Here is a 17,464-nt window from a genome sequence, read left to right as displayed (position 1 = left end):
AAAGTAGCAATGACAAAGCAATCCCCATCTATTAGCGAAATCTCTCCTTTACTGAAGGCGGAGATTTTGGCCGAGGCCTTGCCTTACATTCGTGCGTATCACGGTAAGACTATCGTGATTAAGTACGGTGGGAATGCAATGGTTGAAGAGCGCCTCAAAGAAAGTTTTGCGCGCGATGTCATTTTGCTCAAGCTAGTTGGTATGAACCCTGTAGTTGTTCACGGTGGCGGCCCTCAAATTGATGAGGCCCTCAAGAAGATTGGCAAGACCGGTACCTTTATTCAAGGTATGCGCGTAACCGACGAAGAAACCATGGAAGTGGTGGAGTGGGTTCTTGGTGGCGAAGTGCAGCAAGACATCGTGATGTTGATCAACCACTTTGGTGGTCAGGCTGTTGGCTTGACTGGCAAAGATGGTGGCTTGATTCGTGCGAAGAAAATGCTGGTCGCTGATGAGAAGAAAGCTGGCGGAACAATTGATTTAGGTTTTGTAGGTGAGATCGAGGCAATTAATCCGGCAGTTGTCAAAGCATTGCAAGACGATGCCTTTATTCCGGTGATCTCCCCAATTGGATTTAGCGAGGAAGGTCAGGCGTACAACATCAATGCCGACTTAGTGGCCGGCAAGATGGCAGAAATTTTGCATGCAGAGAAATTAGTCATGATGACCAATATTCCTGGTGTGATGGATAAAAACGGCACGCTCTTAACGGATTTGACTGCACGTGAAATCGACGCTCTATTTGCTGATGGCACGATTTCTGGCGGAATGTTGCCAAAGATTTCCTCTGCATTAGATGCGGCAAAGAGTGGTGTGAATTCAGTTCACATTATTGATGGACGAATCGAACACTCTTTATTGTTAGAGATTCTGACAGAGCAAGCGTTTGGAACAATGATTCGCTCCCGCTAAGAGTTGAACAAGAGATATATACATGCGTGATTCTTTAGACCCTACTGCATCAGAGATCGAAGCGACAGCTGCCGAAGAGGGTAAGACACGTAAGCGTCCGCGCCCTGGTGAGCGCCGCCTCCAGATCTTGCAGGTATTGGCTGAGATGTTGCAAAACCCTAAGGGTGAGCGTGTAACTACAGCAGCATTAGCTGCAAAAATTCAAGTTTCAGAAGCGGCCCTCTATCGACATTTCGCCAGTAAGGCGCAAATGTTTGAAGGCTTGATTGCTTTTATCGAGCAAACGGTTTTTGGTCTGATTAATCAGATTAATCAGAAGGAAGAGTCTGGACTTGCTCAAGCGCGCGGTATTTTGCAGATGCTTTTATTCTTTGCAGAAAAGAATCCCGGCATGACTCGCGTCCTTTTGGGCGATGCTTTATTGCAAGAGGATGACCGTTTGCAAGAGCGGATTACCCAAGTGCTTGATCGCGTAGAAGCTTCTTTAAAGCAGGCATTGCGTATTGCACAAACTCAGGGTGGCACATGGGCAAACGTGTCTCAAGATGAAGTGAGCATTCGTGCGGCGATGTTAATGAGCTATGTCTTGGGTCGCTGGCATCGTTTTGCTCGCAGCGGCTTTAAGAAGCTTCCAACTGAAGCGTCTGATATTAGTCTTCGCATTCTTCTGTCCGAATGAGCGAGCTACACCTCTCTAGAAACACTATCCACTTTGCCGAGCCCTTGCCTTTGCAAAGTGGCGCCATTTTATCGGGCTACGATTTAGTTATTGAAACTTACGGCAAGCTCAATGCCGACAAAAGTAATGCTGTATTGGTTTGCCATGCCTTGAATGCATCACACCATGTAGCCGGTCCCAACCCAGATGATGCAAGCGATATCGGCTGGTGGGACAACATGATTGGTCCGGGTAAGCCTGTTGATACCGACCACTTCTTTGTTATTGGCGTCAACAACTTAGGTTCTTGTTTTGGCTCTACTGGGCCGATGAGCATTAATCCCGCCACCAGTAAGCCTTATGGCGCAGACTTCCCAGTGATTACGGTAGAAGATTGGGTTAATACCCAGGCACGCTTGGCTGATAAGTTAGGCATTCGTCGTTTTGCTGCAGTAATGGGTGGAAGCCTGGGCGGTATGCAGGCATTGGCTTGGTCAATTCAGTTTCCAAAGCGCCTTGCACATTGCCTGGTAATTGCATCTACGCCAAAGCTGAGTGCGCAGAACATTGCCTTTAATGAAGTGGCGCGCAACGCCATTTTGTCTGATCCAGATTTTCATGGCGGCAATTACTACGAGCATGGCGTGGTACCAAAGCGTGGCCTAAAGCTAGCCCGCATGGTTGGGCATATCACCTATTTATCTGACGATGACATGGCAGAAAAGTTTGGGCGCGAGCTACAAAGGCCTAACGGTGAATCTCAAGACTATCGTTTTAGTTTTGATGTCGAATTTGAAGTTGAAAGTTATCTACGCCACCAAGGCGATAAGTTTTCTACTTACTTTGATGCCAATACCTATTTGCTGATTACAAGGGCATTAGATTATTTTGATCCTTCTCGTCGTTACGAGGGCAGCTTGAATCGTGCCTTAGCCGAAGTGCAAGCCAAGTTTTTAGTTGTGAGCTTCTGTACGGATTGGCGCTTCCCGCCAAATCGCAGTCGCGAGATTGTGGAATCCTTGCTCAGCAATAAGAGTGAAGTGAGTTATGCGGAGATTGATGCGCCACACGGTCACGATGCATTCTTGTTGGATGACCCTCGTTATCACAATCTGATTCGTGCTTATTTTGAACAAATGCTAGAGGCTAAATCATGAAGCGCGCAGACTTTTCCGCCATAGCGAACTGGATTGCGCCGAATAGTGAAGTGCTTGATCTCGGTTGCGGTGATGGCAGCTTCTTAGAGTATTTGCAAAAGAAAAAGCCTGTTCATGCTTACGGAGTTGAGATTGATGATGCGCGCGTACTTTCTTGTGTGCAAAAAGGCTTGAACGTCATTCAGCAAAATCTTGAGGGGGGCTTAGCTCTCTTTGAGAACAATAGCTTTGATACGGTAGTGCTCTCACAGACATTGCAAACCATTCATGAAACTGAAAAGATCTTGCGTGAAGTGGTTCGGGTTGGCAAGGAGTCCATTGTTTCTTTCCCAAACTTTGGTCATTGGTCTCATCGCCTAGCAGTTGGCTTTGGCCGCATGCCTGTCTCTAAGAGCTTGCCATATCAGTGGTACAACACACCTAACGTACGTGTTCTTACCGTGGCCGATTTTGAAAAACTGGCTTCAAGCTTAGGGTTGCAAATTTTGGATCAATGCATCTTGCATGAGGGTCGTCAGGTTACTTTGATGCCTAATCTTTTTGGAAGCCTAGCGCTGTTCCGCGTTCGACGTGCTTAGTACGATTGAGTCCTGGCTGAAAGATTTTCGGGTTTATCTCGAATGGCCTTGTCTCCGAATGCTCTTCTTGGGCTTCTCCGCAGGTCTACCCTTACTGCTGATTTTAGGAACTCTGAGCTTTTGGCTAAGAGAGGCTGGCATCGATCGCAGCACCATTGGTTATCTCACTTGGGTTGGTTTGATCTACGCGTTTAAATGGGTGTGGGCCCCCTTAGTTGATCGTCTATCCATTCCCTTGTTATCCACTTTATTTGGCAGAAGGCGTAGTTGGCTTCTCTTTGCACAGTTGCTGATTGTTCTAGGTCTAGTGGGTATGGCCAGTATTGACCCCAAAGTTCAGCTCACCCCGATTGTGTGGTGCGCACTCCTAGTTGCTTTTGGTTCTGCAACTCAAGATATCGCTTTAGATGCTTTTCGGATTGAGTCTGCAGATAGCGATCATCAAGCAGCATTAGCCGCCACATATCAAACTGGTTATCGACTCGCTTTAATTTGGGCTGGAGCCGGTGTTCTTTGGTTGGCTGCCCGTGCTGAGTCAGGTAGTACTAGCTATGATCCTGCAGCCTGGCAATTTGCCTATCTTTGTATGGCGCTCTCGATTAGTGTGGGTGTGATCACCACCTTGTTTAGTAAAGAGCCTGTTCGTATTGAGCTTGCAAAAGCTCGCAATGCAAAAGCATGGCTGCATCAAACCTTGATTGAGCCATTTGCAGACTTTATTAAACGTTATGGTTGGCATGCTGTTTTGATTTTGTCTTTAATTGCCATCTATCGCATTAGTGATGTGGTGATGGGCATCATGGCCAACCCGTTTTATGTGGACATGGGTTACACCAAAGATGAGGTGGCGGCAGTTAGTAAGGTATTTGGCGTAGTGATGACATTGGTCGGGGCCTTTGTAGGCGGCGTGCTCACATTGCGCTTTGGAGTGATGCGTATTTTATTTCTGGGTGCGATTTTGTCGGCGGTCAGCAATTTGTTATTTGCCTGGCTTGCCAGTCAGGGCCATGACTTGCATGGTCTGATTTGGGTAATTTCTGCGGATAATCTGAGTTCCGGAATTGCTTCAGCCGCTTTTATTGCATTCTTGTCGGCGCTGACGAATATTCAGTACTCTGCAACCCAATATGCATTGTTTAGTTCGATGATGCTCTTATTGCCAAAGTGGCTAGCCGGATTCTCGGGCGTTTTTGTAAATAACTTTGGCTACTCAAACTTTTTTATTAGCACCGCAATTATTGGTGCGCCAGTATTAATTCTGATTTGGCTCACCATTCACTTCAAAGTAGTTGAGTTTAAAAAGCACGACTCACAGGTCGCTAAATAGACCAGTCGTAATCCACTGTGAGTGGAGCGTGATCTGAGAAGCGCTCATCTTTATACACAGCAGTATTTTTGGCGCTTGCTGCAATCCCTGGGGTGGTGATGTGATAGTCGATACGCCAGCCCACGTTCTTTGCATAAGCCTGGCCACGATTACTCCACCAGGTATAGCAGGACTCAGTCGCTGCGGGCTCTAGCTTTCTATAGACATCTACGTAACCAACTTTGCCAAATAGGTTTGTTAGCCAAGCACGCTCTTCCGGTAAAAACCCCGAGTTCTTCAGGTTGCCTTTCCAGTTCTTGAGATCAATCTCATTGTGAGCAATATTCACATCCCCGCACAGGACAATCTCACGCCCGGACTTTTTGAGTTCAACTAGGTGCGGCAAGAAAGAGTCTAGATAACGATATTTAGCCTCCTGTCTTTCTGGCGAGCTTGAGCCTGAGGGCATATATACCGAGATTACTGAGAGCTTCTTGAATCGGGCTTCTACATAGCGCCCCTCAGCATCAAATTCTTCATTGCCATAGCCATAGAGCACCTCATCAGGCTTGTGAGGTGTGTAGATGCCACAGCCGCTGTAACCCTTTTTCTCGGCATGATGAAAGAAGCCATGTAGGCCATCTGGATTGAGGATGGCATCTTCTAAATCGTCCTGTTGGGCCTTGAGCTCCTGCATGCAGACAAAGTCCGCCTTTTGTTTTACAACCCAAGGCATGAAGCCTTTTTTGACTGCAGAACGGATACCGTTGAGGTTGGCAGAAATGATGCGTAACATATAGGCCTATGAGCTCAAAAAATTCTAATCAAGATAACTTTATTCAATTTGCCCTAGAGGCAAATGTTTTGTCGTTTGGGGAGTTTAAAACTAAAGCGGGTCGCCTTTCTCCTTATTTCTTTAATGCGGGTGGATTTAACGATGGCGCACGCTTAAGCGCCTTGGGTCGTTATTACGCAAAGGCTTTGCAAGAGTCTGGCCTGCAATACGACATGCTTTATGGGCCAGCTTATAAAGGCATCACTTTGGCCGCTGCCACAGCAATTGCTTTGGCTGATGATGGCCGTAATGTCCCCTATGCTTATAACCGTAAAGAAGCCAAAGACCACGGCGAAGGCGGTTCATTGGTAGGCGCCCCAGTCAAAGGCAAAGTAGTCATCATTGACGATGTGATTTCTGCTGGGACCTCAGTGAGAGAGTCTGTAAAACTCATTCGGGATGCAGGTGCAGAGCCAGCAGCGGTATTGATTGCCTTAGATCGTATGGAAAAATCAGGGACTGCTACGGAGATTGGCGATAAGTCAGCAGTGCAGGCGGTCGAACAAGAATTTGGATTGCCGGTGGTGGCAATTGCGAACTTGGCAGACTTAATGGCTTTCTTAACCACCTCCAGCAATGCCGAGCTAACAAATTATTTGCCAGCAGTAAAAGCCTATCGCGAGAAATACGGGATTTAATCTAAAGAGCAGCTCCGTTCTTTAGATTGTTGCTTCACCTTCGAACACGGTAATCGCTGGCCCAGTCATGATGACGGGTCGAGCAACTTCATTGATCATGCCACCCCAAGCAATTTGCAAATCGCCACCACGGGTGTGCACTTTTACAGGGGAGTCGAGCAAGCCACGACGAATGCCCGAGACTACTGCAGCGCATGCACCAGTGCCACATGCAAGAGTCTCACCAGCGCCACGTTCATAGACGCGTAACTTGATTGCATTGCGATTGAGGATTTGCATGTAACCGGCATTTACTCTTTTAGGAAATGCTGCATCTTTTTCGATTGATGGACCTTCCTCGAGTACGGGTGCGCTATCAACATCACCAACTACTTGCACTGCGTGGGGGTTCCCCATCGACAAGACGCCTATCCAGCTGTCGTGTGTGGCAGGGGTTTCAATAGGCAGCGCATAAAGCATTTCATGAAACTCTTGCTTACTTGCTAAGCCGCTTGCGTTAAAAGGAATTTGGCTGTGCTCAAAAATCGGCGCGCCCATGTCCACCTCTACCTGACCATCATCATGAGATCTCAAGGTGAGGACGGTATGCGCTACTTCTACGCGTAAGGGGTTTTTTGTAGAAAGGCCTTGGTCGAGCACAAAGCGAACAAAGCAGCGTGAACCGTTCCCGCATTGTTCAACTTCGCCGCCATCCGCATTAAAGATGCGATAACGAAAATCAGCATCTGAACGCGTAGCTTTTTCAACGAGCAGAATTTGATCAGCACCAATGCCAAATTGGCGATGAGCTAGTTTTTGCCACTGCTCACGTGTAATGTCGCCGAGATCCTGATCAATCCCATTAAGCACAATGAAATCATTGCCGGCACCATGCATTTTGGTGAAGCGTAAAGTGCGTGCAGGCTTATTTAAATTCGTGCTCAAAAGAATTCCAATTATTTGTAAAGATTCGCTTCACCAGCTGGCCGATGTTTAAAGCGTTTGTGTACCCAATAGTACTCCGCTGGCCTTTCTCGAACAAGGTCTTCAATGTATTTGTTCAGGCGTGCAGTATCGGCTTCTACATCATCCGTTGGAAAATTGGGAAGTGGTGCGCTAATGTTGCAGGTGTAGGCTTTGCGATCCGGATTCAAAGTGGTGGTCATAAGACAGACTTCTGCACCACTGAGTCTGGCTAAGCGTGAGACCGACGTGATCGTATTAGTTTGGATTCCAAAAAAGGGAACAAATACAGAGTCGCGTGGACCAAGATCAATATCAGGTGCGATAAAAATAAAGTTACCTGTTTGAATTTCACGAATCAAATCACGTAAGCGACTTTGACGCTCAATCGATTTGCCTCCAAAACGATTTCTCCATTCAATCATCTTTTGATTAAAGAATGGGTTCTTCATGTTTTGGTAGAGGCCAGCGCCACGTGGCCAATCATGCTGACTGGCCAAAACAGAAAGCGCCATGAAACCGCCCTCGAGTCCGACAAAGTGAGGGTTGATTAAGATTCGTGGCTTGCGATCGCCCAGCGTAATCGCGGAGTTAATCGTGACGATGTCAGTGATCTGCTTTCCACTGCCAAGCCAGATTCGACTTCTCTCAATCACGCTGCGTCCAAATAATTTCCAGTGCTCTAAGGCAAGTGCGTTAATTTCATCTTCACTCAGCTCGGGAAAGCACAGACGCAAATTGGTTTTAACAACCTTCGCACGCTCATTGGGTATGTGCGCTGCTAACCAGCCAAGTCCATAGCCAATATAAATAGTGAGGGTATAGGGCAGAAATGCAAAAAGACGCAGTAAGCTCAGCGCCAGAAAATTAAAAACGTTTTGTAACCAGGTCATGTTGAATAAATTATAAATTTATTAACTAATTGCTTGGCGGTAATTCTGCTCCGCTGGGATGTTTGTAGCGGTTATAGGCCCAGATGAATTGATTAGGCGCGACTAGGATCGCATTTTCAATAGCGACATTAAGTTCGGCGGCAGCAAGCATGGAGTCTTCAGAGAGTGGCGCTAATCTCTTGGCCTGCATGAGCCAGCCTTTACCAAGACCTTTGCGTTTAGCGGTAAACATGACAACCGGCGTGTTGTTGCGATTAGCTAAGCGAGCAGGAAGCGGGGTCGTGTAGGCGGGGCGGCCAAAAAAGGGCACCCAGACACCTTCACCGCCGCTTGGGACTTGATCTGGAAGAATGCCAATGGCTTCGCCGCGTGTCAGCGCCCGTGTCATTTGACGAACGCCATTCAGATTGGTCGGAACGAAATGCATGTTCGGATAGGCGCGACCCTCTTCCACTACTTCATTGAGCCATTCTTGGCGTGATGGGCGATACAGGATGGTGGCTGGGAAGTGCTGGGCTAAGACTCGAGGAATGATTTCAAAGCCACCAAGGTGAGGCGTGAGCATGACTAAGCCATGACCTTCGTTAATGGCCGTCTCGACGATGTCCCAATCTTGCACTTCGACTAGCTTGAGGGCTTTGGTCGGATTACGCCAAATCCATAGACTATCTGAGAAGAGTTGTCCCGAGGCAGCCGCTGCACGCCAGATTTGCAGGGGTAAATGATGGCTTTTAACAACCGCCTCATATTGAGGGCGGAAAAGTGATCGATATTGCTTTGAGCCTACGTAAGCCAGAATTCCTAAAGCAGCCCCAATCATCTGAACCAGGAATAAGGGCAATACCGCTATTGCAGCGAGGGTTAGCTTGAGGAAGAGTTTACGCACCCTCTAATGATATTCAATGCTGGCGCTAGGGCCAAATTTACTTAGCGGCTTGATGAATAGAGCGTTTTTCGGATAGAATTCGTGTATCGCTGAGTTAAGGCAACTTGCAGGGCGATTCATAAATTCTGCTAAAGCGTCGCCGTTGAAGTTCCTGGCACGTCGAGTTGTCCCATAGATCGTGTTAATTTTTAAAGGAATATGCAATGGCAAATGATTACTTCTTTACCTCAGAATCGGTTTCTGAAGGTCACCCCGATAAAGTAGCAGACCAAATCTCTGATGCCATCCTGGATTCAATCCTGGCTCAGGACCCAACTGCCCGCGTTGCTGCAGAAACTTTGTGCAATACCGGCCTAGTAGTTTTGGCTGGTGAGATCACAACGAACGCCAATGTGGATTACATCCAAGTGGCTCGCAACACTTTGCGTGAAATTGGTTACGACAACACTGACTACGGTATTGATTACAAAGGTTGTGCCGTATTGGTTGCTTATGACAAGCAGAGCCCAGACATCGCTCAAGGCGTTGATAAAGCGCATGACGACGGCTTAGATCAGGGTGCCGGCGACCAAGGTTTGATGTTTGGTTACGCTTGCGATGAAACTGCAGAGCTCATGCCTTTGCCAATTCATTTGTCACACCGCTTAGTGGAGCGTCAGTCTCAACTGCGCCGTGATGGCCGTTTGAACTGGTTGCGCCCAGATGCAAAGTCCCAAGTGACCTTGCGTTACGTCGATGGCAAGCCTGACTCAATCGATACCGTGGTTCTCTCCACGCAACATGATGAAGAAATCTCTCTCGAGAAATTACGCGAAGCAGTGATCGAAGAAATCATCAAACCAGTGTTGCCAAAGCATTTGATCAAAGGCGCAATTAACTTCTTGGTAAACCCAACCGGTCGATTTGTTATCGGCGGCCCGCAAGGCGATTGTGGTCTGACAGGTCGCAAGATCATTGTGGACACCTACGGCGGTGCAGCCCCTCACGGTGGTGGCGCGTTCTCTGGTAAGGATCCATCCAAGGTTGACCGTTCTGCTGCCTATGCTGGTCGTTATGTAGCGAAGAACGTAGTTGCTGCTGGTTTGGCAAGCAAGTGCTTGATTCAGATCTCTTACGCTATTGGTGTGGCTAAACCAACTTCAGTGATGGTGAGCACCTTTGGTACTGGCAAGATCTCAGATGAGAAGATTGCGCAATTGGTATCTGAGCACTTTGACTTGCGTCCAAAAGGCATCGTCAAGATGTTGAACCTCTTGCGTCCGATTTATCGCAAGACTGCTGCTTATGGCCACTTTGGTCGTGAGGAGCCTGAATTTACTTGGGAACAGTGCGATAAGGCGCCTGCCTTACGCGCAGCAGCTGGCTTGTAATCTGCTTTCTAGGTAGTAAATTTGCGGTTTGTTTTGTATTGAGGCGAAATATGGCGAAATTGATTACAATTTCGCCATACCTTCAAGGAGCGTTGCAAGGAATGCTGAGAACCAGTGTTTCCCCAGGCTTGAAGGGAGTGGACTCCTAGGTAACCCCAGAGTTTGCTAATTGCAACTGCGCTCGCTAACCCATGATTCAATGGCTAGCGAGTCCCTACTCCAGCATTGGATCGTATTTAGCTGGAGCATTCATGAGTACCGTTTCCGATTTAAACAACTTTGTAGCAACCCGTTGCGCTATTGCCGATATTTCTTTGGCTGACTTTGGTCGTAAAGAAATCGCTATTGCTGAAACTGAAATGCCAGGCCTCATCGCGATTCGCGACGAGTTCGCGTCACAGCAGCCATTGCGTGGCGCACGTATTACTGGCTCATTGCACATGACCATTCAAACTGCAGTATTGATCGAGACGCTTGAAGCGCTTGGCGCTGAAGTGCAGTGGGCATCTTGCAATATTTTCTCTACACAAGATCACGCTGCTGCAGCTATTGCTGCTAACGGCACGCCAGTGTTTGCGATCAAGGGCGAAACTCTTGAGCAGTACTGGGATTACACCCATCGTATTTTTGAGTGGGCTGATGGCGGTTTCACCAACATGATTTTGGATGACGGTGGCGACGCTACTTTACTGTTGCACCTCGGTGCACGCGCTGAGAAAGATCAAGCTTGCTTGAATCACCCAACAAGCGAAGAAGAAACTATTTTGTTTTCAGCCATTAAAAAGAAATTGGCTCAAGATCCAACTTGGTATTCCACACGTTTAGAAAAAGTTAAAGGCGTTACAGAAGAAACTACTACTGGTGTACATCGTCTCTATCAGATGTTCGCAAAAGGTGAATTGAAGTTCCCAGCCATTAACGTAAATGACTCTGTTACCAAGAGCAAGTTCGATAACCTCTATGGTTGCCGCGAGTCTTTGGTTGATGCGATCAAGCGTGCTACTGATGTGATGGTTGCCGGTAAGGTTGCAGTGGTTTGTGGTTATGGCGATGTGGGCAAGGGTTCAGCCCAAGCTCTACGTGCTTTGTCAGCTCAAGTTTGGGTTACTGAAGTTGATCCAATTTGTGCGTTACAAGCAGCTATGGAAGGCTACCGCGTTGTCACAATGGATTACGCTGCAGATAAGGCAGACATCTTTGTTTCTGCAACAGGTAACTACCATGTGATTACACATGACCATATGATCAAGATGAAGAACCAAGCCATTGTTTGTAACATCGGTCACTTCGATAACGAGATTGATGTTGCCGGCATCGAAAAATACAAGTGGGAAGAAATCAAGCCACAAGTAGATCACGTAATTTTCCCAGCAGCTAATGGCAATCCTGAGAAGCGCATCATCATCTTGGCCAAAGGTCGCTTGGTTAACCTCGGTTGCGGTACAGGTCACCCATCTTATGTAATGAGCTCTTCATTTGCGAACCAAGTGATTGCGCAGATCGAATTGTGGAATGCAGTTGGTACAGATAAATACCCAGTCGGTGTTTACACTTTGCCTAAGCATTTAGATGAGAAGGTTGCTCGTTTGCAGCTCAAGACATTGAATGCACAGTTAACTGTATTGTCAGATCAGCAAGCTTCTTACATTGGCGTAACGAAGGAAGGCCCTTATAAGGCTGACCACTATCGTTATTAATCTGCCCCTTGCTAGATATTGTTCAATAGAGAAATAGAGATACAGGCCCAAAGATCATGGAATTAAGCGTTGAATTCTTCCCTCCAAAAACACCTGAAGGTGAGAGCAAGCTGCATCTCGTGCGCGAGCGTTTTAGTGAAACGCTCAAGCCCGCTTTTTATTCTGTGACTTTTGGTGCTGGTGGATCTACACAATCTGGCACATTAAAAGTGGTGAGTGACATTCATGCTGCAGGTGCAGCAGTTGCTCCCCACTTATCCTGTGTTGGTAGCTCACGTGAAAGCGTGCGCGAAATGTTGAAGCAATACCAAGCCTTAGGCGTTAAACGTATCGTAGCTTTACGTGGCGACTTACCATCCGGCATGGGCCAGTATGGTGAGTTCCATCACGCAAATGAATTAGTCGAATTTATTCGTGCAGAAACTGGTGACTGGTTCCATATCGATGTAGCCGCATATCCAGAAAGTCATCCTCAGGCTAAGTCGCCAGCGACTGATGTGGATTTCTTTGTACAGAAGATGAAGGCTGGAGCCAATTCAGCTGTGACTCAGTATTTCTATAACAGCGATGCCTACTTCCGCTTTGTAGATGAGGCTTATGACTTGGGCGTTACTCAGCCGGTAATCGCTGGAATTATGCCGATTACTAATAGCACTCAGTTGCTGCGTTTTTCAGATGCCTGTGGCGCAGAGATCCCGCGTTGGATTCGTTTGCGTTTGCAGTCTTATGGCGATGACACTGCTTCGATTCGTGCGTTTGGTGAAGAGGTGGTTACCGACCTTTGCGATCAGCTCTTAACTGCTGGCGCTCCAGGATTGCATTTCTATTCGCTGAATCAGGCAGATGCTGTTTTAGCGATTGCAGATAACCTCAGTCTCAATAAGTAATTAATAAGCCTGACTCAGTCAGCATGGCATCTAAAGGCTCATCATGTGTTTGAGCCTGCCATTGAGAATCGTCTAATTTTTGCCAATCAAAGCCTATACCTACGCATAGTAGGTTTGGCTTAGCTTTACGCAACTGAGCTAAGGTGCGGTCAAAATAGCCGCCCCCATACCCAAGCCGCCAATAATGTGTTTGATCACCTACCTTGGATTCTGACCAGCCTACGCAGGGAATCAAGATGCAGTCCGGACTAATTTGGGGTCTACGGGGATTGTTGGGGTCTGGCTCCGGCACACCGTGGCGACTTGGAATCAGTAGGTCGCCCTCTTGCCAGGCATAAAAATCCAAATGTTTATCAGGGCGCGCAAAAGGGAGGGCTAGTGTTTTGCTTGCGCTACTCTCAGCCCAAGCTAATAAAGCGGGCCGCAGATCAAGCTCATCTTGTATAGGGCAATACAGGGCAATAGATTGAACTTGAGCGTCATGGGTGTGCAGAAAACTAGCTAAGCCAGCCAAAATAGCTTCACTTGCCATGGGATGGCTTGCGCTAGCCGCAAACTGTTTCCTTTGGGCTAGTAAGTCCTGCCGTAGCGATTTTGGAGAATTGCCGTGCATATCGACCATTATCAGGCGAAAATTAAGAGATATAGTAAATCGATAAGGTAATACAGTGAAAAAGAGGTTTGGTGTTTTTAGTGGGTGGCAAAAAACAGTGGCTGGAATTTTATTTCTCGCTCTGGCAGTTGCCGCGCCTAGTATTTCTGCAGAAAAAGCCAAGAAAGCTACCCCTACTAAAGAAAGCAGAGTTTCAGCCTTTGAAATTACCGAGGGTGATCGCACCTTTATTGAATTACGTGAGGCTGCCAAAAGAAATGATGTGGCTCGCTCACAAACCCTGGCTGCTAGTCTCTCAAATTACCCGTATGAAGACTACGTAGCCTATTTCCGTATCAAGCCCCAATTATTTGATAGCGCTGGTGGCGCGCGGTCCGACAGTAATGCGGATGCTCAGGTGCAAGCTTTTCTAAATCAATACCAAGGCACTGCATTAGCAGATCGGATGCGCAATGACTGGTTGCTCGTTTTAGGTAAGCGTAAAGACTGGTCTCGCTTTGACGCCGAATATTCCAAGTTTGTTTTGGATGACGACACTCAGGTTAAATGTTATTCCTTACAGTCGAAGCTAGCTCAAGGTGAGAACCCAACAAAGGTTGCAATTGATGCGCGTGCAATATTGTTGGATCCACGTTATTTCGGTCAAGCTTGCCAAGAATTGGTACCTATTTTGGTTGGTGCTGGCGGCATGACGCCGAGCGAAGCAAAAGCGATTGGTCGCGCTGCAAGTGAGATGGGTTTTGATACGATGTCACGTCGCTTGGGCGGAGAGGATCCTATTGCTGAGGTTGTTAAATCCGCTAAAGCAGAACCTGCAAAAGCATTTAAAGATTTTTCACAAAATGCATCTCGATATAGCAAAGAGAATCAGGCGGTAGCTTGGGGTGTGATTGGTCAATTCCTTGCAAAAAAATTAGATCCCAATGCAGATGATGCATATCGTCTTCAACAAGAGCTAGGCTACAACGAACTCCTATCTACTGAAAGTCAGGAGTGGAAAGTGCGTGCGGGTTTACGCGCCAAGGATTGGACGCTGGTAAAGAATGCAATTGAAGGCATGAATCCTGCGGTGCGTAGCAAAGATCCCGCTTGGACTTATTGGTATGCACGTGCATTAAAAGTAGAAGGCCAAAATGAAAAAGCCCGCGAGAATCTCGAGCTCGTTTCTGACCAGTACAACTTTTATGGACAGCTTGCACGAGAGGATTTGGGTAAATCGAATCATGCACCTGTGCGCACCAAAGTTAGCGACGCAGAGATTGATGCCATGTCTCAACGTAAGGGCTTTATACGGGGTGAGCGCTTCTATGCCATGAATTTACGCTTTGAGGGTAATCGTGACTGGAATTGGGAGTTGCGTAATATGAGCGATAAGCAGTTGCTCGCAGCAGCTGAGTATGCCAAGCGCATTGGCTTATATGACCGCGTAGTGAATACAGCGGATCGTACCAAGCAAGAGCATGACTTTAGCTTGCGCTATCCAACACCGTATCGCGATGAGCTGTCCCCGATTGCTAAGCAAATTGATTTGAACTTGGCTTGGGCTTATGGATTGATTCGTCAAGAGTCACGCTTCATCATGAATGCCTCTTCATCGGTTGGCGCTTCAGGCTTGATGCAGGTGATGCCCAATACAGCAAAGTATGTGGCTAAGAAAATTGGTATGACCTCATATACCAATGACAAGCTTGCTGATACCAATACCAATCTCACTTTGGGTAGCAATTACTTGAACATGGTCTTGGTTGATTTGGATGGTTCCTGGGTTCTGGCGTCTGCAGCTTATAACGCTGGCCCATCACGTTCTAAAACTTGGCGGGAAAAACTCACCAGCCCTACTGAGGGCGCGATCTTTGCGGAAACCATTCCGTTTAATGAAACGCGAACCTATGTAAAAAATGTTTTAGCCAATGCAACGTATTATTCATCAGTGATGCATGGGCAGACGCAGTCTTTAAAGCAGCGTTTAGGTGTGATTACTCCTAAAGCGGCAAGTGCATCTGAGCTACCTTAGTATTTCAACCAAATTGGAGTTTTATGAAATATGACATTCTGCTAATTGGCGGTAACGGTTTTGTAGGTAGGGTCTTGGCTGCACAATTGCAAGCGGAGGGTTATTCCGTTTTATTGCCGACCAGACACTTAGCATCCGCGCGTGAATTGCGCATGTTGCCGAAAGTGCACTTAGAAGATGCTGATGTGCATGAGTTTGATTCCTTGCAAGAACTTTGCTCACGAATTAAACCGGGTGGTGCAGTCATTAATTTGGTGGGCGTATTACATGACAAGCCTGCGCAGCCTTATGGAAAAGTGTTTGAAGCAGCCCATGTAGAGCTCCCAAAAAATATCATTACTGCTATGCAGATGCATGGCCTAAAACGCTTTTTACATATGAGCGCCTTGGGCGCAGATTCTCATGGCCCATCGATGTATCAGCGCAGCAAGGGCGATGGTGCAGCAGCAGTAAAAGCTAGCAACTTAGATTGGACTATTTTTAGGCCTTCAGTAATTTTTGGCGCTCAAGATCAATTTATTAATTTGTTTAAAAAGCTGACTAAGCTGTTCCCGGCGATGCCTTTAGCAAATTCGGATGCGCAGTTTCAGCCAGTAAGCGTGGATGATGTAGCTTCCGCTTTTACGATGGCCCTGAAAATGCCGTCGACTATTCATCAGGAATATGACTTGGTTGGTCCTACCGTCTACACCATGAAAGAGATTGTGGAGTTTGCTGCGCGCAAGGCGCATACCCGTTGCGTGATTATTCCCGTACCTGCTTTTGTTGGCTACCTTCAGGCCTTAGCTTTTGAGCACCTACCTGTTCCCACCTTAATGTCGCGTGACAATATTGCTTCTATGAAAGTGCCAAATATCTTGCCTCTCAATGGAGTAGATGCGTTGACTAAGGTATTTGGCATCAGCCGCCGTACCCTAGAAGGCATGAAATAAGTCCATGAAGATCTACGCTGTTGGTGGCGCCATTCGGGATACCCTCATGGGTTTGCCGGTGCATGACATTGATTATGTGGTGGTGGGTTCTAGCGTAGAAGAAATGATTGCCCAGGGCTATCGTCCCGTAGGCAAAGATTTTCCAGTGTTCCTACATCCAGATACTCAAGCTGAATATGCCTTAGCTCGCACAGAGCGTAAAACTGGCAAGGGCTATAAGGGGTTTATGTTTTATGCGGATCCTACAGTCACGTTAGAGCAAGACTTAGAGCGGCGCGACTTGACTATTAATGCAATGGCACAAGAGGTGAGCGCAGATGGCAAACGGGTGGGGCCTATTTTGGACCCGTATAACGGTCAGCAGGATTTAGCGGCCAAAGTATTTCGTCATGTGTCCAATGCGTTTGCTGAAGATCCTTTGCGTCTATTGCGTATCGCGCGTTTTGCAGCGCGCTTTCCGGAATTTACTGTTGCGCCAGAAACCATGGATGCTTTACAGGCTATTGTTCAATCAAATGAATTATCAGCACTCTCGGCTGAGAGAATCTGGCAGGAGTTAGCTAGAGGCTTCACTGCTGATAAGCCAATGCGAATGTTTCAAGTTTTACTGGATGCTGATGCAGCCAAGATTTTGCTGCCATCAACGCTAACATCCTATTTGGTTAAAGAAGAATTCCGCGAGCAACTCATTGCACATTTGCATGCAGCAGATAACCGTCTCGAAGATCGATGTGCCGTCACCCTCATGCATTTACCTGCCAGTGATATTCGTTCATGGGCAGAGTGCGTCAAGATGCCAAATGAGGTGCGTGATTTTAGTGAAATATTTAGTGAGCTCAATGTACTCATTGAGAAATCAGTCAATGATGCAGGTGTTAGCTATGAGCCTGCAGATATATTGGCCTGGTTTAATCGTGCAGATGTTTGGCGTAAGCCTGAGCGTGGAAATGCTTTGTTGGGTTTGGCAAAGCGTATTGGCTTGAATGTCAGCACTTTAATTTCGGCAATCCAAAATGCGCAATCGCTCAACACTGCCGAAATTATTGAAGGTGTTCCTGCAGACCAGCGAACTAACGGTGAAAGAATTCGTAGTGCAGTAGATACTGCGCGACTCTTAGCTATTACTGCAGCCGTAAGCATTTAAAA

Annotated in this window: 17 protein-coding genes and 1 riboswitch; of the genes, 12 read left to right on the top strand and 5 right to left on the bottom strand. The window is 47.1% G+C overall.

Annotated elements, in window-relative coordinates:
• The first annotated feature begins 9 nt into the window (after positions 1-9).
• The 5 genes from argB to ICN14_RS06205 are packed head-to-tail and all read left to right on the top strand — an operon-like array spanning position 10 to position 4,632.
• Positions 10-912 carry an acetylglutamate kinase gene (argB, locus tag ICN14_RS06225; protein ID WP_216225646.1) on the top strand — a complete coding sequence of 301 codons (903 nt, stop codon included), beginning with the start codon at positions 10-12 and terminating at the stop codon, positions 910-912.
• A 22-nt stretch (positions 913-934) separates the two neighbouring features.
• A complete protein-coding gene (gene slmA, locus ICN14_RS06220; protein WP_216225645.1) occupies positions 935-1,591 on the top strand; it encodes a nucleoid occlusion factor SlmA in 657 nt (218 codons plus the stop codon).
• Positions 1,588-2,727 carry a homoserine O-acetyltransferase gene (locus tag ICN14_RS06215; RefSeq protein WP_216225644.1) on the top strand — a complete coding sequence of 380 codons (1,140 nt, stop codon included), beginning with the start codon at positions 1,588-1,590 and terminating at the stop codon, positions 2,725-2,727. The genes slmA and ICN14_RS06215 overlap by 4 nt, the downstream gene beginning before the upstream one ends.
• Positions 2,724-3,305 carry a methionine biosynthesis protein MetW gene (gene metW, locus ICN14_RS06210; RefSeq protein WP_216225643.1) on the top strand — a complete coding sequence of 194 codons (582 nt, stop codon included), beginning with the start codon at positions 2,724-2,726 and terminating at the stop codon, positions 3,303-3,305. Before ICN14_RS06215 ends, metW begins: the two co-directional genes overlap by 4 nt.
• Positions 3,298-4,632 carry an MFS transporter gene (locus tag ICN14_RS06205; protein ID WP_370624815.1) on the top strand — a complete coding sequence of 445 codons (1,335 nt, stop codon included), beginning with the start codon at positions 3,298-3,300 and terminating at the stop codon, positions 4,630-4,632. Before metW ends, ICN14_RS06205 begins: the two co-directional genes overlap by 8 nt.
• Here the strand turns inward: ICN14_RS06205 and ICN14_RS06200 are convergent.
• Positions 4,625-5,407 (bottom strand): exodeoxyribonuclease III, encoded by a 783-nt coding sequence (locus ICN14_RS06200; RefSeq protein ID WP_216225641.1) that lies wholly within the window; start codon positions 5,405-5,407, stop codon positions 4,625-4,627. The genes ICN14_RS06205 and ICN14_RS06200 overlap by 8 nt on opposite strands.
• Positions 5,408-5,415: 8 nt before the next feature.
• On the opposite strand from ICN14_RS06200, the gene pyrE reads away from it, so the two are divergent.
• Positions 5,416-6,084 carry an orotate phosphoribosyltransferase gene (pyrE, locus tag ICN14_RS06195; RefSeq protein WP_216178669.1) on the top strand — a complete coding sequence of 223 codons (669 nt, stop codon included), beginning with the start codon at positions 5,416-5,418 and terminating at the stop codon, positions 6,082-6,084.
• 21 nt (positions 6,085-6,105) lie between these two features.
• Here pyrE and dapF read toward each other — a convergent pair whose 3' ends face one another.
• From dapF to ICN14_RS06180, 3 genes are read right to left on the bottom strand one after another with little or no spacing between them, the layout of a single operon-like run.
• A complete protein-coding gene (gene dapF / locus ICN14_RS06190) occupies positions 6,106-6,960 on the bottom strand; it encodes a diaminopimelate epimerase (protein ID WP_216225944.1) in 855 nt (284 codons plus the stop codon).
• A gap of 59 nt (positions 6,961-7,019) precedes the next feature.
• Entirely contained in the window at positions 7,020-7,919 is a 900-nt protein-coding gene (locus ICN14_RS06185; RefSeq protein ID WP_216225640.1) for a lipid A biosynthesis acyltransferase, read from the bottom strand.
• A 25-nt stretch (positions 7,920-7,944) separates the two neighbouring features.
• Positions 7,945-8,805 (bottom strand): lysophospholipid acyltransferase family protein, encoded by an 861-nt coding sequence (locus ICN14_RS06180; protein WP_216225639.1) that lies wholly within the window; start codon positions 8,803-8,805, stop codon positions 7,945-7,947.
• Positions 8,806-9,008: 203 nt separating this feature from the next.
• Between ICN14_RS06180 and metK the strand changes: the two genes are divergently transcribed.
• From metK to metF, 3 genes are all read left to right on the top strand, one after another.
• On the top strand, positions 9,009-10,175 hold the full coding sequence (gene metK / locus ICN14_RS06175) for a methionine adenosyltransferase (protein WP_215302209.1): 1,167 nt from the start codon (positions 9,009-9,011) through the stop codon (positions 10,173-10,175).
• A gap of 78 nt (positions 10,176-10,253) precedes the next feature.
• Positions 10,254-10,365, top strand: a riboswitch (S-adenosyl-L-homocysteine riboswitch).
• 61 nt (positions 10,366-10,426) lie between these two features.
• Positions 10,427-11,872, top strand: a complete 1,446-nt coding sequence (ahcY, locus tag ICN14_RS06170) for an adenosylhomocysteinase (RefSeq protein WP_216225638.1) — start codon at positions 10,427-10,429, stop codon at positions 11,870-11,872.
• A 56-nt stretch (positions 11,873-11,928) separates the two neighbouring features.
• The gene (gene metF, locus ICN14_RS06165) at positions 11,929-12,759 is read left to right on the top strand and encodes a methylenetetrahydrofolate reductase [NAD(P)H] (protein WP_216178665.1); all 831 of its coding nucleotides are present in this window, start codon (positions 11,929-11,931) and stop codon (positions 12,757-12,759) included.
• Here metF and ICN14_RS06160 read toward each other — a convergent pair.
• The gene (locus tag ICN14_RS06160) at positions 12,749-13,372 is read right to left on the bottom strand and encodes a 5-formyltetrahydrofolate cyclo-ligase (protein WP_255535985.1); all 624 of its coding nucleotides are present in this window, start codon (positions 13,370-13,372) and stop codon (positions 12,749-12,751) included. The two genes, metF and ICN14_RS06160, sit on opposite strands and share 11 nt — an antisense overlap.
• A 97-nt stretch (positions 13,373-13,469) precedes the next feature.
• Between ICN14_RS06160 and ICN14_RS06155 the strand changes: the two genes are divergently transcribed.
• Genes ICN14_RS06155 through ICN14_RS06145 form a run of 3 tightly spaced genes read left to right on the top strand, consistent with a single transcriptional unit; the run spans position 13,470 to position 17,462 of the window.
• Entirely contained in the window at positions 13,470-15,386 is a 1,917-nt protein-coding gene (locus ICN14_RS06155; protein ID WP_216225943.1) for a transglycosylase SLT domain-containing protein, read from the top strand.
• A 23-nt stretch (positions 15,387-15,409) separates the two neighbouring features.
• Positions 15,410-16,318, top strand: a complete 909-nt coding sequence (locus ICN14_RS06150; RefSeq protein WP_216225636.1) for a complex I NDUFA9 subunit family protein — start codon at positions 15,410-15,412, stop codon at positions 16,316-16,318.
• A gap of 4 nt (positions 16,319-16,322) precedes the next feature.
• Positions 16,323-17,462, top strand: coding sequence for a polynucleotide adenylyltransferase (locus tag ICN14_RS06145; protein ID WP_216225635.1), 1,140 nt, complete (start codon positions 16,323-16,325; stop codon positions 17,460-17,462).
• Positions 17,463-17,464 lie beyond the last annotated feature (2 nt).

Origin of the sequence: Polynucleobacter sp. MG-27-Goln-C1, from assembly GCF_018881905.1 — a bacterium.
In the GTDB taxonomy this organism is placed as follows: Bacteria; Pseudomonadota; Gammaproteobacteria; order Burkholderiales; family Burkholderiaceae; genus Polynucleobacter.
Note: the sequence above shows the minus strand (reverse complement) of the source record. Positions and strands in the feature narration are given on the sequence as shown.